The sequence below is a fragment of the Pseudomonas weihenstephanensis genome, assembly GCF_016812185.1.
GTDB lineage: Bacteria > Pseudomonadota > Gammaproteobacteria > Pseudomonadales > Pseudomonadaceae > Aquipseudomonas > Aquipseudomonas weihenstephanensis.
Map to the genome: position 1 here is coordinate 665545 of NZ_JAAEBV010000001.1, position 14150 is coordinate 679694.

The window sequence follows — 14150 nt, forward strand, 5'->3', positions numbered from 1 at the left end:
TATTAGCGTGAATGAAAGCGCCGATTCAGAGCGTTTTTCTTCTCGAGGATTTTACGCTCGCGCTTGCGTTTAACCCGTGCCAGCACCAGCCAACACACCATTGCCACGCCCAGCACACCGCCCAGCCACACCACATAAGGCATGGCCTTGACCAACAAGGGCACGTCGCCGCCACGTCGCAGTTGAGCAACCTCTTGTTCGCTGACGTTGAGCGCGGGATTGCCGAAACGTTGCAGGCTGTAATTGGCGATCGCCGCAATCTGCTGATCATTCAAATCACCGCCCAACGCGGGCATGTTGACCTCAAGGTCGGCCCCTTTGCGGCTAATGCCTTCAATGATGGCCATGACCAGATTGTTCGGCTGGCCGCCGGTCAGGGCAGTGTTTTGGCTCAACGAAGGGTAAAACGCGTCCGCTGTGCCTTGTCCGTCACGGCCGTGGCAGCTGGCGCAGGCGGCGTTGTACAGGCGTGCGCCGTCAGTTTCAGAGGCATTGGCCAACGAAGCCTGATCACCCTGCCCGACTTCCAGTGTGGTCATGTCCACAGGCACGACCGTGCGTGGAGCATTGAGCACCGGGTGTGTACTGGCAATCGCCGGCACGGTTTTCAGGTAGCTCGCCATCGCGTGCAAATCGCCATCACTCAAAAAGCGCAGGCTGTTTTCTACCGCTTCCGCCATGCCCCCGGCCGCTTGCGCTTTGTTGGTGACATGACCGTTTTTCAGGAAGCCCGCCAGCTCATCATTGCTCCAGCTGCCAATGCCCGAGGCTTGATCGGAGGTGATGTTGGGCGCTACCCAACCGCCCAGCGCGGCACCTGCCAAATATCGGCTGCTGTCTTCTGCCATAAACGCGTTGCGCGGCGTGTGGCAAGCGCCGCAGTGGCCCAGCGTGTCGACCAGGTATTGCCCGCGCTTGAGCGGCTCGTCAGCATCGGCAGGCCACGTCGCACTCGACGCATCAAGGAACAACAGGTTCCAGCCAAACATTAACGCGCGCACATTGAACGGGAACGCCAGTTCGGTAGCGGGCACCGCCTTGTCGACCGGTTTCACACCATGTTGCAAATACACATACAAGGCGTGAATGTCCGCATCGCTCATGCCTTGATACGCGGTATAGGGCATGGCCGGGTAAAGGTGCTGGCCTTTTGCATTGACGCCTTTGCGCAACGCGTCAGCCAATTGCTGCTCGGTATAGTCGCCAATGCCGTGGGTCTTGGAGGGCGTGATGTTGCTGCTGATGATGCGACCCATAGGCGAATCAATCGCATAGCCGCCCGAAAATAGCGCACCACCCTGCTCCACTGTGCGGTGACAAGCGCCGCAGTCAGCCGCACGCGCCACATATTCGCCCTGCTTGATCAGCGCGGCGTTGTCTTCACTGGCCATCGCGCTCAGCGACACCACAAAAGCGGCAAGCGGCAGCAGACGTAAGGTCTTCAGGTTCATGCTCAGACTTCTCGCGCAATGATGTCGGCCAGACGTATGCTCAGCGCAACGCCCGTCAGGGTCGGGTTAATGGTGCCCGAGGCCGGAATCACTCCGGTGGTGGCCAAAAACAGGTTGGAATGGTCGAAGGTGCGGCACTCGTGGTTAACCACCGAATCTTTGGCATCACTGCCCATGATCACGGTACCCATCAAGTGGTCACGGTTCTGCCAGCCCGTGTTGTTTTCGACGACCGTGCCGCCCATGAGCTTCACGAAGTCGGCGTAGTCCGCGTCGACCCCAGGCTTGGCGGCTTTGACGTAATCACCCACTTCGTAATTGACCACCAACATCGGTATGCCCAGTGCATCTTTGCGCGTGGTGCTCGCACGCACGGTGTTGCTGGCCAGCGGCAGGGTTTCATACACGGTCGACACATCTACCCAGCGAGCAGCGTCGTGACGAATACGTTCATCCAGTTCCTTTCCGAAGATACCTTGTTCGATCAAACGCCCGGCCACGGCCATGTTGGGCACATTGTTGGCAAACGCATGCTTGACCGATGCCCGCTCTTTGCGGAACTCGCCATCACGGCGGTTAAAGATACCGCCCTGCTGCACGGCACCACGCCCCGGCCACACGGGTTCATCGGCCAGAAATTGCAGCCCCTGGCCGGTGTGGTCCATCAGGTTGCGTCCTACTTGATCCGACGAATTGGCCACGTCCGAAATCAGCAGCAGCTTGGGGGTTTCCAGGCCATTGGCGGCCACCACGAAATACTTCGCGCTCAGGCGCACATCATCGCCATTGGAGGAGCGGTAATGCACCGCGACAATTTTGCCGTCTACGCCTTTTTCCAACTGATACGCCGTGGCGTCAGTCAGCAGCTTGGCACCTGCTTGCACAGCATGTTTGGCGTGAACATCGCCGCTGTACATCGCACCAATGGGGCACACCGGCATGCAGTTGTTATTGCCGCTGCACGCCGGGCGACTGTCATAAGGCGTTGTCGCACGGCCATTGGGCTCATGCAAAAACACATAACCGGCAGGCGCCAACCGTGCGCGCAGGCGCTGGAACAGGTAGGTGTCGCCCTCAGGCGGCATCGGATAAGGCGTGGACCGCGGCGGGAATGCGCCGCCGTTGTGGCCACTCTGGTCCTGCGTGTCACTGCCACAAACACCCAGCGCCACTTCAGCCCGGGCGTAATAAGGTTCCAGCTCGCTGTATTCCATTGGCCAATCACGGCCCACGCCATACAGGCTGTTGAGCTTCATGTCGTTAGGTAGATAGCGCCAGCAGGCCGCAGCCCAATGCCAGGTCGTACCGCCTACCAGCTTCAACATGCCGGGGCGAAACTCGAACGAACCTATGTTCTCGATGTACTGCTCGTCGTAGGAATGACGCGCCCACGGCTCGTTTGGGTACGGCGAGTTGTAATTGCTTTTGTTCGATGAGTTACGAAAGTTCTCGACGATTTTCCAGCGGGGAATGTGCTCACCCGCCTCCAGAATAATCACCGACTTGCCCTGTTTGGCCAATTCAAAAGCCGCGTTGCTGCCCAAGGCTCCGGACCCAACAACAATGACATCAGCATCAAAGACCTGACTCATGGGTACCCCTTGTATTAATCGTTGGCGACGGTAGACGGCGGGTTAACCCAATAGTTGGTATGCCCCCGCGAATAGGTCGGAATCACAGTGGCATCCAGCGTCGGCGTATAGGCCAACGCACCGGTGAATGTCACCAGCTCGGTGTCGTCTACCGCTCTTAGGCTGACAGGGGTGCCGGTGTAACCCAGGTACCAGGCACGGACGATCTTTTGCACGGTGTCTTTGTGAACCGGGTCTTGATAGATCGGACTGCTGCGCAGCAGACCCGCATGGCTCAAGCCTTGTTGCTGAATCTGGCCCCACAGCGATTTCATCTTGTCGGCAAAGGCCGGGTCAGCTTCGGTGCAACGGGTGAGCACACGTTGCGCAAGGCTTGCATCAAGCGACTCGCGTTCAGTGAGGAACAATGAAAGCTGGAGCAGTTGCTCTGCATCCGTCGTGGCCGCCTGGCTGACTTGCTGTGCCAGAGCCGCACCGATCCATGAAGAGGTGAGAAGGCCGACACCCGTTAAGGTGGCGCCCGTGGACAATAACGTTCTGCGCGATATCACATAAATCTCCTTGACCGCCAAGCATCACACACGTGCCAAATGGCAGGCATCTCGACCTTGAACTAATCAGGTTGTTACAAAAAATGTATGAAACATCCTACAGTGCTTTGCTCACCTATTCATGAAAGTTGCCCTCCCCCACGCCTATCAACCTTTCACACAGCCACTCAATACGAAATATTATTATTTGACGCCACTGTTTCACGCTGCGCTTAAACGCAAACAGCCCACCCAGGTGGACTGTTTTATTTGCTGGCCGTTGCTCCGATGCGCGAAGCAAAAGCGCGTACATTGCGTTGTTACTTCTCTGCCCCGGCACTGTGCAAACCGAGGCATTGAAGGTTAACGAATACTACGAATATTGCCTTTGTTGCCTTTAACCGTCACAGACACTTTTTTGAACACGACATAGCTTTGTTCGCTGACTTCGTAGCGTGGGGCAATGATCAGGTCCGCGCCGGAGTTTTTCACTGCCTTATAGGCTGCTGCCGATTTAACCGCACTCACAGGGTCGAGAGCGCCGCCCAGGCCACCGCCCGTGCTGCCACCGTACTCAACGCCATCGGCAAATTCGCTGTCACCACCAAACTTGAAAATGCCGAACAGAACGTTCACCGAAGACTGGCCCGTGATGGTCTCACCGACAGCGACATCCGCCTTCAGGTCAGCTTTGACCACGCTGTCGATAGGCGACGATGGCTGGCTTGCGTTGTAGCTCACACAACCGCCAGAGAGTGCAATGGCCACGGACAATGCTGCAAACTTCATCAACTTGTTCAAAACGGTACTTCCTTACTACTGATTAGTTTTATGTGCCTTGAGGGGGTTCAAGGTCCCGTTTAAATCGGGTGCCGGACAGTAGCCCAGGCCAACTAAGTGGGTAATAAGACGATTCTTAAAGCCCCCCTACTTTTGAAATGTTCAGGGGCTTTTTCAAACATGAATCCTTTCAGCCGCACACTAAAAGTACTAACGACTTTATAAGTTCCGCTCTCAGCCTCATTAATGTGCTTGCCGTATTTTCTTTTTCACCCCCCCACCAAGCCCCTCAACCGGTTAAATTTTGTAATAACTGCGCCCATCAAAAAACCCAAAAAACGCTGTAGTCTTGCCTCCCCTATTTCACAACAGGTCTATATGAACACCCTCCTGGAGCCTCCCAGTCGCTTCTTTGCAACACCCGCCCTTGCGCGCCTCCTTCCAACGCTCCGCTATAATCTGTCGCACCCACGCCGCATTGCTGTGGCTTTGTGTATCACAGGTTCTCTAGCCCATTGCTTACCCCCCCCAAAAATGCCGCGCTTAAGCGTGCATGACGCTAGAGCTGTGGCCACACGGTCATCCGTTTCTCATTTTGCGCACGAGGTTGACTGATCATTATGGAATGGATTGCAGATCCTACGGCCTGGCTTGGCCTGCTGACGCTGATCGTGCTGGAGCTGGTGCTCGGTATCGACAACCTGGTGTTTATTGCCATTCTGGCTGACAAGCTCCCGCCCGAGCAGCGCGACCGGGCCCGCGTCATCGGTCTGTCGTTGGCGTTGTTGATGCGCCTGGGCCTGCTGGCCAGTATTTCGTGGATGGTGACCCTCACCGAACCTTTGTTTGAGGTGTTCGACAAGGTGTTCTCGGGCCGTGACCTGATCATGCTGTTCGGCGGCCTGTTCCTGTTGTTCAAGGCCACGATGGAGTTGCATGAGCGTCTCGAAGGCCATGTCGCCGAACGCACATCAAACACGACTTACGCCATGTTCTGGCCGATCGTGGCGCAAATCGTGGTATTGGACGCGGTTTTCTCGCTCGATGCGGTGATCACCGCTGTAGGCATGGTCGAACACTTGTCGGTGATGATGATCGCCGTCGTGTTCTCCATCGGCTTGATGATGCTGGCCAGCAAACCACTCACCCGTTTCGTCAACAGCCATCCCACCGTGATCATGCTGTGCCTGGGCTTTTTGATGATGATCGGCTTCAGCCTCACGGCCGAAGGGTTGGGTTTCCACATTCCGAAGGGTTATCTGTATGCGGCCATTGGCTTCTCGATTGTGATCGAGCTGTTCAACCAGATCGCCCGCGCCCGACGCAAAAAAAGCCTGCACGGCATGCGCCCCATGCGTGAGCGCACGGCGCACGCGGTGATGCGCCTGTTGAGCGGCCGCACACTGCAAGCCGATGAGGTGGACGACGAGATTGCGGACATGCTCGACGGTGGCCAGACCAAACACGTGTTTCATCGACGTGAGCGGATCATGATCAGCGGTGTGCTGCAACTGGCCGAGCGCCCAATACGCAGTGTCATGACCCCGCGTAGCAACATCGACCATATCGACCTGGCCGATTCAGCAGAAACTATTCGTACAACGCTGATGCATTCGTCGTACTCCCGACTGCCGCTAATTCGCGAAGGCCGTATCGATGAACCGCTGGGATTTATTCATAAGAAAGAACTGCTCAAGGAGCTGCTCGCGGGCAATCAACCCAACCTTGAGACCATGGCACGAAAAACCATCAACTTGCTAGACAGCTTCACGATCCTCAATGCTTTGGAGCAAATGCGCAAAGAGTCGACGCACATTGCGTTCGTGGTAAACGAGTTCGGGGATTTCCTCGGCATTCTGACCATGACCGACATTTTGGAGTCGATTGCCGGTGAACTGCCGGACGCCAGCGAAATAGACGGCCCGGGCATTGAGGTGCTCGGTGACGGCTACCTGGTAAGCGGTGCCGTGAACCTGAACCAGGTGCGCGAGCGTACGGGGTTTCCTGCACAAGGTACGGACGATTACCACACGCTGGCCGGCATGGTCATGAGTCTGCTGGACCGTTTGCCGATGAAGGGCGATCGGGTTGAGTGGCAAGGCTGGGACTTGACCGTCACTGAGGTCGAAGAACGCCGTGTGACTCGCGTTCACCTGTCAAAAACATAAGGTAAACCTTCCCTTGCAGCGCATTCACTTATTGGCTGCAAGGGCAGGCCCGTCACATGCGGTCATTGGCCCGCCCTTTCGCTTACCCCTCAGCATCGACTAATATACGTTTCATATGCATTTCATATTGGACGTACCGATGGGCATCGTAAAAATCTCTGACCACATGCACGAAAATCTGCGACTCGCCAGCGATGCGCTGAGCCGCTCAATCAACGCTCAAGCCGAACACTGGATGCGCATCGGCATGCTGACTGAGCTGCACCCCAACCTGGACCACAACCAAATCTGCCGTTTGCTGATCCGCGCCGAAGTGGCTGGCGGTCTGGATCTCAAGCAGTTGAGCGGACTGGTTCAAGACGCAAACGTTATCGAAACCGCTTCGCAGGCCGACCAATGAAAACCCACGTCACAATCAATACCCCGGCTCAAATTGCCCAATCCAAAGTTGCCGGAAAACTGGCCGCAGAAGTATTAGCGATGATCGCGGACCATGTGAAGCCGGGGGTGACCACCGACCAACTGGACCAGATCTGCCACGACTACATCGTCAATGTGCAAAAAGCCATACCGGGCAACGTGGGCTATCACGGTTTCCCGAAAACCGTGTGCACCTCCGTCAACGACGTGGTCTGCCACGGCATTCCCTCTGCCAGCCCGTTAAAAGACGGCGACATCATCAATATCGACATCGCCGTGGTCAAAGATGGCTGGTATGGCGACACCAGCCGCATGTATTTCGTGGGTGAGCCAAGCCCCGAAGCGCGTCACTTGGTCAAAACCACCTACGATGCCATGTGCGCAGGCATCCGCGTGGTGCGTCCCGGCGCTACGTTGGGCGACATTGGCCACGCCATTCAAAGCCTTGCCGAAAAAGAAGGCTTCAGTGTGGTACGTGAATACTGCGGCCACGGCATCGGCAAGGTGTACCACGACGAGCCGCAAGTGCTGCATTACGGTTATCCGGGCCAAGGCATGAAACTCAAGACCGGCATGATCTTCACCATCGAACCCATGCTCAACGCTGGCAAGCGCCACGTAAAAACCCTGACGGATCACTGGACGGTCGTCACCAAAGACCAATCGCTGTCAGCACAGTGGGAACACATGGTCGCCGTAACGGACGACGGGTTTGAACTGCTCAGCCCGTGGCCTGACCAGGTGGCGGAGTACCCGGCGATTAGTTGAGGCGAAATCTGCGCGAGCCAGTAAGCACGCTGAAGATTTGCCTACTGATCGACAGCCGATACAAACGACTGAGGCCTTGAGCTTAGAAACATTGTGGGGTTCAGGTACGGTGAAATAGAACCTTGTCCCTGTCGTTCTGATATCGCGTTAAAGCGTCCTTGAGCGTTGTGCTCTCAGCTTCTCGTATATCCACAATACGGGCACGCGACATGTCGCCTTCCACTTCGGCAGCCCACCGCTGGGCTTCTGCCTTGGTATCAAAGGTCGCTGAAAGTGCTGGGTATCCTTTGCAGCGAATCTGGGCTCGCCAAGCATCACCGCGTTTTTCGTAATAGGCCATTTAGGGGATCAAATCGAATCCCTGGGGGGAATATCACGCTCCCCCACTCCCCCAAATTGCCCCCAAACGAAAAAAGCCCCTGAAATGTTTAACCATTTCAGGGGCTTAGTCGTATTCAATAATGGCGGAGAGATAGGGATTCGAACCCTAGGTACTGTCGCCAGTACAACGGATTTCGAATCCGTCCCATTCGGCCACTCTGGCATCTCTCCAACGGCGCGCATCATAACAGTTGTTTTGATTTAGGCAAACCTTATTTTTCAAAAAAAATGCGTGCTATCAGATGCTTGCGCGTTTTTTACGGTTTAAAGCGGTACACCCAGACGCTGTGCAACTTCTTCGTAAGCTTCGATCACGCCGCCCAGACCCTGGCGGAAGCGGTCTTTGTCCATTTTCTTGCCGGTGGCCTTGTCCCACAGGCGGCAGCCGTCCGGGCTGAATTCGTCGCCCAGCACGATGGAACCATCGTGGAAAACACCAAACTCCAGTTTGAAGTCGACCAGCATCAGGCCAGCCTCATCGAACAGCTTGTTAAGTACGTCGTTAACCTTGAGCGACAGTTCTTTCATGCGAACCAGTTGCTCGGCCGTGCCCCAACCAAACGCCACGACGTGGGATTCGTTGATGAACGGGTCGCCCTTGGCGTCGTCTTTAAGGAACAGTTCGAAGGTGTAGGGGTTGAGCTTCATGCCCTCTTCCACGCCCAGGCGCTTGACCAGGCTACCTGCCGCGTAGTTACGCACAACGCACTCGACGGGGATCATGTCGAGTTTTTTGACCAGGCATTCGTTGTCGCCCAGCAGTTTGTCGAATTGAGTCGGTACGCCGGCTTCTTCGAGTTTGCGCATGATGAAGGCGTTGAACTTGTTGTTCACCATACCTTTGCGATCAAGCTGCTCAATACGCTTGCCGTCGAACGCCGAGGTGTCGTTGCGAAACAGCAGGATCAGGCGGTTTTCGTCATCGGTCTTGTAAACCGATTTCGCTTTACCGCGATAGAGTTCTTCACGTTTTTCCATGATGGGCTCCGCATGCTAAGTAGGTGGGCTAGGCGATTGTGCGCCAGTCGAGCCCTGAATCTTGATCGGCCAATTGCAGCCAGTCCGGGTCGCACCCCAGGGTGTCGACAAAACATTGCCGGGCCAGCTGCGGCAGGTTGTTCTTGCTGCTGAGGTGAGCCAGTACCAAGTGTTGCAGGTCTTGCCAGCCCAGCTCGGCCACCAGGCTTGCAGCCTGATGGTTGTTCAAATGTCCTTCCTGGCCGCCTACCCGCTGTTTTAAAAAATACGGGTAGTGACCACGGGCAAGCATGTCGCGACAATGGTTGGCTTCGATCATCAACGCATCCAGACCACGGTAACTGTCCAGTACCCCGTCACAGTACGACCCCAGATCGGTCAACAAGCCAAAGCGTCGCTGACCATCACTGAAGACGTATTGCGTGGGTTCTTGGGCATCATGCGCAACCCGGGTGACGCTGATGCTCAACGCGCCTATCTGCAACGTCTCGCCGCCTGCCACGAAGCCTGCAGGCTCAAGCGGTTTGCGCATCCCGCGCTGGGTGCCACGGCTCATGTACACCGGCAAATTGTAACGCCGAGACAGTAAACCCACGCCATGCACGTGATCGGCATGTTCGTGGGTTACCAGAATCGCGCTCAGTTGGTGTGGGCTAACCCCCAACCGAACCAGACGGCGCTCGGTTTCTCGCAAGGAGAAACCGCAATCGACCAGTACATACGTGCTGTCGCTGGCTATCAGCGTGCCATTCCCTTGGCTACCACTGCCGAGAACGGCAAAACGCATAAGGTCAGCCCAGGTTGTCTTGGATCACGCCCAACACTTTGCGCGCCATTTCTGGCGAGGCAACGGTGTTGATGTTTTCTTCGACCGTCACCTGTACCGCATCGCCAACCTTGCTCAGGCGAACCTGATAACGCTGAGCTCGGGCTTCAACTTCTTCCTTGTCCGGTTTGCTGCCAAAAAGTCCGGCGAAGAAGCCAGGCTTCTCGTCTTTCTTCTGGGCTTTTTCGGCCAGGTTGATGTAGTAAAGGCCCAAGGTGCGGTTGATGTCTTCAACGCGCCATTCGCCTTGCTCAAGCGCGCGGCCAACACTGGACCAGGCACGGTCCAGGTCTTCGTTGAGGGTCAACACCGGGTTGCCGCTGCCGTCTTCGCTCAAGGTGACGCGTGTCGGGGTATCGAAGTCTCGTGCCGCCAGCAGCGACACAGTGCCGCCCTTGTCCGCGCTGCGGCTCATGCTGATCAGCATTTCGTCGACCAGTGCCGCGTCCAGACCGGTGTTAACCGAGCGGTTGGTGAAGTCGACATTGGCCGTGCTGCCCGCAGGACGGTTGGCACTGACCACATACACTTCGCTGGTGTTGCGCTGCACGCCTGGCTCGATGCGCACCCGAAGACGGGTTTCGCTGTCGGCGGCCAGACCGCTGCTGCCCAAGTGGCGCGCCATCGGTGCAGACAACTCGCTCGCGCCCTGCCAGATCGTCGTGAACTCGCCGGTTTGCGGGCGCTGCTCGTCAATGCGAAAGCCATTGTCCTGGAAGAATTGCAATGCCAGAGGCCACACCTCGGACGGCGCACGCTGCGCCATCAGCCAACGGCTGTCGCCGCTTTTTTGCAGGCTGAAATCGCTGGCACTGGAAGTCGCCACCAAAGGTTGCGGGCGTGGCACTTCAAACTCACCCTTGACGTTGTCATTGGGCACGTTGCTCGGGATCGGCAACAGTGGCACCAGGCGCTTGTCAGTCTGGACACCCGGCGGCAACTGCATGGGCGCTGTTTGTTGCGCTTCCAGGTAATCACTGCCACGGTCTCGGAAGTAACCCTCTGGACCCCACAGCCAACCGCAGCCGCTGGTGCTTGAAATAATCACGGCTAGTGCGGAAAGTCCGGCCAATCGCTTCATGCGTAGTGCTTCCTCAATTAAACCAATACGCCGCATTGGCGCAGGGCCTGACGCAGCGGTTCGTGGCAGGCTTCGCTGAGCCAGGTGAGCGGCAGACGGATACCGTCCGGCATCAAGCCCATCTCATGCAGCGCCCACTTCACGGGGATAGGGTTGGATTCGATAAACAGGGTTTTATTGAGCGGCATCAGCTTTTCGTGGATTTCACGGGCTTTGACTGCGTCGCCGGCCATTGCCGCCGCACACAGGTCACTCATGGCACGCGGCGCAACGTTGGCGGTGACCGAGATGTTGCCCTTGCCGCCGAGCAGGATCAGCTCAACCGCGGTGGCATCATCGCCCGAGTACACCAGAAAGTCGCTGCTGACACTGGCCAGGATGTCCTTGGCGCGTTGCAGGTCGCCGGTGGCTTCCTTGATACCGATGATGTTTGGCACGGTCGACAGGCGCACGACCGTGGCAGGCAACATGTCGCACGCCGTACGGCCGGGCACGTTGTACAGGATCTGTGGAATGTCGACCGCTTCAGCGATGGTCTTGAAGTGCTGATACAAGCCTTCCTGGGTCGGCTTGTTGTAATACGGCGTGACCAGCAGGCACGCATCAGCGCCGGCCGCCTTCGCGTTGGTGGTCAGCTCGATCGCTTCACGCGTCGAGTTGGCGCCCGTACCGGCGATCACCGGAATACGTCCTGCGACTTGTTTGACAACGTGACGAATCACTTCGATGTGTTCGTTCACATCCAGCGTTGCCGATTCACCTGTAGTGCCAACGGCAACAATGGCGTTGGTGCCCTCTTGCAGGTGAAAGTCCACCAGTTTGCTCAGAGCGTCCCAATCCAGGCGACCTTGTGCATCCATAGGTGTGACCAGTGCCACCATACTGCCCGCAATCATGCAACCGCTCCTGCCGGAAAAAGAGAGCCGTAATGGTACTGGCGCCTTGACCCTTGCACAAGCAACAGCGCGCCCGATGAGCATTCCCCTTCGCGCTGCTTTTCGCTACCCTTCAGCCTTTGATGGGTACTGATGTGTGCATGAGCCTGTTTCCCTGATCCTTGTAACGCGCCCAAAGCCCCGCCCAAGCGCCACCACGCGTGGTTTGCAGCCAGTGCAAACCGTAGGTGACGGCCTTTTGTGGACACTGGGCGAGTCACAACTACCCGGGCCAGGCCACCCCTGCACCGCACGTACCGACCACTCATCGTTTTAGGAAGGCTGAATGTCCACCCCCTCAGTTCGCGAACAATTCCTTGTCATCAGTGCCCTTGGCGCCAACCCCATGGAGCTGACTAACGTCCTGTGCCGTGCCAGCCATGAAAATCGCTGCGCCGTCGTGACCTCACGCCTGACTCGCCACGGCGAGTGCAGTGCACTGGTCCTGGAAGTCACAGGTAGCTGGGATGCGCTGGCGCGCCTTGAGGCTGGCTTGCCAGCACTGGCTAAAAAACACGCTTTCACCGTCAATGTGGTGCGCAGCGCCGCGCTGGAAACCCGCCCGCAAGCTCTGCCCTACGTAGCCTATGTCAGCTCGGCTTACCGCCCTGACATCATTAATGAGCTGTGCCAGTTCTTCATCGACCACAACGTCGAGCTCGAAAACCTGACCTGCGACACCTACCAGGCCCCACAAACCGGCGGCACCATGCTCAATGCCACGTTCACCGTGACGCTGCCGGCAGGCGTGCAAATCAGCTGGTTGCGCGATCAGTTCCTCGATTTCGCCGATGCGCTGAACCTGGACGCACTGATCGAACCGTGGCGTCCGCAGAACCCAATGTAAGGAAACCACCTCATGGCCGTTGCAATTGACCAACCCGTAAGCGACTTCCAGATCCCGGCCACCAGCGACAAAACCGTCGCGCTGTCGGACCTCAAGGGCAAGCAGGTGGTGATTTACTTCTACCCAAAAGACAGCACGCCGGGTTGCACCACCGAAGGCCAAGGCTTTCGCGACCATTACGCGCAGTTTCAGGCCGCCAACACTGAGGTGTTTGGCGTGTCGCGTGACAGCCTCAAGTCCCATGAGAACTTCAAGGCCAAGCACGGTTTCCCGTTCGAGTTGCTGAGCGACAAGGATGAAGCCCTGTGCCAGCTTTTTGAGGTGATCAAGCTGAAAAAGCTGTACGGCAAAGAGTACCTGGGCGTGGATCGCAGCACGTTCTTGATCGACAAGGACGGTGTATTGCGTCACGCGTGGCGCGGCGTGAAAGTGCCAGGGCATGTTGAAGCCGTGCTGGAGCAGGCCAAGGCGCTGAATAACGGTTGAGGCGCTTTACCCTAACCCTGCGCAGAGGGTTAGGGTGAGGGCTTTGCCTTTACTGACGCACCAGTCGCACGTTTTTGAACGCCACGGTTTCGGTTGAGCGGTACGGGTTGATGTCCAGCCCGCCGCGACGCACGTAACGTGCGTACACAGTCAGTTTTTCGGGCTTGAGCAGGCGTTGCAGGTCAAGAAAGATGCGCTCCACGCATTGCTCATGGAAGTCCGAGTGCTGGCGAAAGCTCACCAGGTACGCCAACAAACTGGCATGGTCCAGCGCCGCGCCACGGTACTCGACCACCACGGTGCCCCAATCGGGCTGGCTCGTGACCGGGCAGTTGGATTTGAGCAAGTGGCTGTAGACGCTTTCTTCGACAATCCGCGAAGCGTCACACGCCAACAGCTCAGGACGCGGCTGCGCATAGTCGCTGACCGTGATGTCCAGATCATCAATGCACACACCCGGCAAAATACCTACGCCATCGGCCTGCACGTCATCCAGGCTGCGCACTCGCACGCTGACCGGTTTGCCAGAAGCGACTGACAAGTCGGCCTGCAACGTGGCGACAAGGCTTGGCGTGTCGGCAAACACGCTCTGGTTCAACGAGTTCAGGTACAGCTTGAACGATTTGGACTCAACGATATTGGGCGAGTCGGCAGCAAAGCAGAACTCACCAATGGCCACCACCGGCTTGCCCGAGGGCAGCAGCCACGACAGCTCAAAGCAGGTCCAATAATCGACCCCGACATAAGGCAACGTTTCGGCGCTTAGCCCCAGCTCTGCCCATTTCGCCGCACGCGGGATCGGGAACAGCAAGGACGGGGTGTAGGTACTGATGTATTCACTGGACTTGCCCAGCGGCGAATGTTCGGCTGCGGGATGCATGACAAAAACCTGGCTAGAAAAACCCGG

14 protein-coding genes, 1 tRNA gene and 1 pseudogene are annotated in these 14150 nt (G+C 57.1%); 5 read left to right on the forward strand and 11 right to left on the reverse strand.

Translation table 11 applies throughout. The features are described from left to right. Positions 1 to 2: 2 nt before the first annotated feature. The 4 genes from GYN01_RS02845 to GYN01_RS02860 all read right to left on the reverse strand — a co-directional run bounded on the left by GYN01_RS02845 (position 3) and on the right by GYN01_RS02860 (position 4362). Positions 3 to 1451: a c-type cytochrome gene (locus GYN01_RS02845; protein WP_203306564.1), complete on the reverse strand. Its 1449-nt coding sequence runs from the start codon at positions 1449 to 1451 to the stop codon at positions 3 to 5. A gap of 2 nt (positions 1452 to 1453) precedes the next feature. Continuing rightward, positions 1454 to 3043, reverse strand: a complete 1590-nt coding sequence (locus tag GYN01_RS02850; protein ID WP_203306565.1) for a GMC family oxidoreductase — start codon at positions 3041 to 3043, stop codon at positions 1454 to 1456. Between the two features lie 14 nt (positions 3044 to 3057). After that, positions 3058 to 3594: a sugar dehydrogenase complex small subunit gene (locus GYN01_RS02855; protein ID WP_082149303.1), complete on the reverse strand. Its 537-nt coding sequence runs from the start codon at positions 3592 to 3594 to the stop codon at positions 3058 to 3060. Between the two features lie 342 nt (positions 3595 to 3936). After that, the gene (locus GYN01_RS02860; protein ID WP_048399547.1) at positions 3937 to 4362 is read right to left on the reverse strand and encodes a hypothetical protein; all 426 of its coding nucleotides are present in this window, start codon (positions 4360 to 4362) and stop codon (positions 3937 to 3939) included. 611 nt (positions 4363 to 4973) lie between these two features. Between GYN01_RS02860 and GYN01_RS02865 the strand changes: the two genes are divergently transcribed. From GYN01_RS02865 to map, 3 genes are all read left to right on the forward strand, one after another. Further along, positions 4974 to 6521: a TerC family protein gene (locus GYN01_RS02865; protein ID WP_203306566.1), complete on the forward strand. Its 1548-nt coding sequence runs from the start codon at positions 4974 to 4976 to the stop codon at positions 6519 to 6521. Between the two features lie 139 nt (positions 6522 to 6660). Further along, a complete protein-coding gene (locus tag GYN01_RS02870; protein WP_048398796.1) occupies positions 6661 to 6921 on the forward strand; it encodes a ParD-like family protein in 261 nt (86 codons plus the stop codon). Further along, on the forward strand, positions 6918 to 7709 hold the full coding sequence (map, locus tag GYN01_RS02875; RefSeq protein WP_048365189.1) for a type I methionyl aminopeptidase: 792 nt from the start codon (positions 6918 to 6920) through the stop codon (positions 7707 to 7709). Before GYN01_RS02870 ends, map begins: the two co-directional genes overlap by 4 nt. 130 nt (positions 7710 to 7839) lie before the next feature. On the opposite strand, the pseudogene GYN01_RS02880 reads toward map, so the two are convergent. From GYN01_RS02880 to dapA, 6 genes and pseudogenes are all read right to left on the reverse strand, one after another. Continuing rightward, a pseudogene (locus GYN01_RS02880) lies at positions 7840 to 8049 on the reverse strand (site-specific integrase); the annotation flags it as partial. A gap of 122 nt (positions 8050 to 8171) precedes the next feature. Then, positions 8172 to 8261, reverse strand: a tRNA-Ser gene (locus tag GYN01_RS02885). A gap of 93 nt (positions 8262 to 8354) precedes the next feature. Beyond that, positions 8355 to 9068 carry a phosphoribosylaminoimidazolesuccinocarboxamide synthase gene (gene purC, locus GYN01_RS02890; protein WP_048365187.1) on the reverse strand — a complete coding sequence of 238 codons (714 nt, stop codon included), beginning with the start codon at positions 9066 to 9068 and terminating at the stop codon, positions 8355 to 8357. Positions 9069 to 9096: 28 nt separating this feature from the next. Further along, positions 9097 to 9855 (reverse strand): MBL fold metallo-hydrolase, encoded by a 759-nt coding sequence (locus tag GYN01_RS02895; RefSeq protein WP_048398787.1) that lies wholly within the window; start codon positions 9853 to 9855, stop codon positions 9097 to 9099. 4 nt (positions 9856 to 9859) lie between these two features. Beyond that, positions 9860 to 10975, reverse strand: coding sequence for an outer membrane protein assembly factor BamC (bamC, locus tag GYN01_RS02900; protein WP_048398785.1), 1116 nt, complete (start codon positions 10973 to 10975; stop codon positions 9860 to 9862). Between the two features lie 17 nt (positions 10976 to 10992). Continuing rightward, a complete protein-coding gene (gene dapA, locus GYN01_RS02905) occupies positions 10993 to 11871 on the reverse strand; it encodes a 4-hydroxy-tetrahydrodipicolinate synthase (RefSeq protein ID WP_048365184.1) in 879 nt (292 codons plus the stop codon). Between the two features lie 325 nt (positions 11872 to 12196). Between dapA and GYN01_RS02910 the strand changes: the two genes are divergently transcribed. Beyond that, entirely contained in the window at positions 12197 to 12757 is a 561-nt protein-coding gene (locus GYN01_RS02910) for a glycine cleavage system transcriptional repressor (RefSeq protein ID WP_048365183.1), read from the forward strand. A 12-nt stretch (positions 12758 to 12769) separates the two neighbouring features. Beyond that, complete coding sequence (locus GYN01_RS02915; RefSeq protein ID WP_048365182.1) at positions 12770 to 13243, forward strand: peroxiredoxin; 474 nt, start codon at positions 12770 to 12772, stop codon at positions 13241 to 13243. A gap of 49 nt (positions 13244 to 13292) precedes the next feature. On the opposite strand, the gene queF is transcribed toward GYN01_RS02915, so the two are convergent. Further along, complete coding sequence (gene queF, locus GYN01_RS02920) at positions 13293 to 14123, reverse strand: NADPH-dependent 7-cyano-7-deazaguanine reductase QueF (protein ID WP_048398782.1); 831 nt, start codon at positions 14121 to 14123, stop codon at positions 13293 to 13295. Between the last annotated feature and the right edge of the window lie 27 nt (positions 14124 to 14150).

Bases quoted from the DNA above. Each gene is read 5' to 3' on its own strand.
- GYN01_RS02845 (WP_203306564.1), bottom strand. From the start codon at position 1,451: ATGAACCTGAAGACCTTACGTCTGCTGCCGCTTGCCGCTTTTGTGGTG.
- GYN01_RS02850 (WP_203306565.1), bottom strand. From the start codon at position 3,043: ATGAGTCAGGTCTTTGATGCTGATGTCATTGTTGTTGGGTCCGGAGCC.
- GYN01_RS02860 (WP_048399547.1), bottom strand. From the start codon at position 4,362: ATGAAGTTTGCAGCATTGTCCGTGGCCATTGCACTCTCTGGCGGTTGT.
- GYN01_RS02865 (WP_203306566.1), top strand. From the start codon at position 4,974: ATGGAATGGATTGCAGATCCTACGGCCTGGCTTGGCCTGCTGACGCTG.
- GYN01_RS02870 (WP_048398796.1), top strand. From the start codon at position 6,661: ATGGGCATCGTAAAAATCTCTGACCACATGCACGAAAATCTGCGACTC.
- map (WP_048365189.1), top strand. From the start codon at position 6,918: ATGAAAACCCACGTCACAATCAATACCCCGGCTCAAATTGCCCAATCC.
- purC (WP_048365187.1), bottom strand. From the start codon at position 9,068: ATGGAAAAACGTGAAGAACTCTATCGCGGTAAAGCGAAATCGGTTTAC.
- GYN01_RS02895 (WP_048398787.1), bottom strand. From the start codon at position 9,855: ATGCGTTTTGCCGTTCTCGGCAGTGGTAGCCAAGGGAATGGCACGCTG.
- bamC (WP_048398785.1), bottom strand. From the start codon at position 10,975: ATGAAGCGATTGGCCGGACTTTCCGCACTAGCCGTGATTATTTCAAGC.
- dapA (WP_048365184.1), bottom strand. From the start codon at position 11,871: ATGATTGCGGGCAGTATGGTGGCACTGGTCACACCTATGGATGCACAA.
- GYN01_RS02910 (WP_048365183.1), top strand. From the start codon at position 12,197: ATGTCCACCCCCTCAGTTCGCGAACAATTCCTTGTCATCAGTGCCCTT.
- GYN01_RS02915 (WP_048365182.1), top strand. From the start codon at position 12,770: ATGGCCGTTGCAATTGACCAACCCGTAAGCGACTTCCAGATCCCGGCC.
- queF (WP_048398782.1), bottom strand. From the start codon at position 14,123: ATGCATCCCGCAGCCGAACATTCGCCGCTGGGCAAGTCCAGTGAATAC.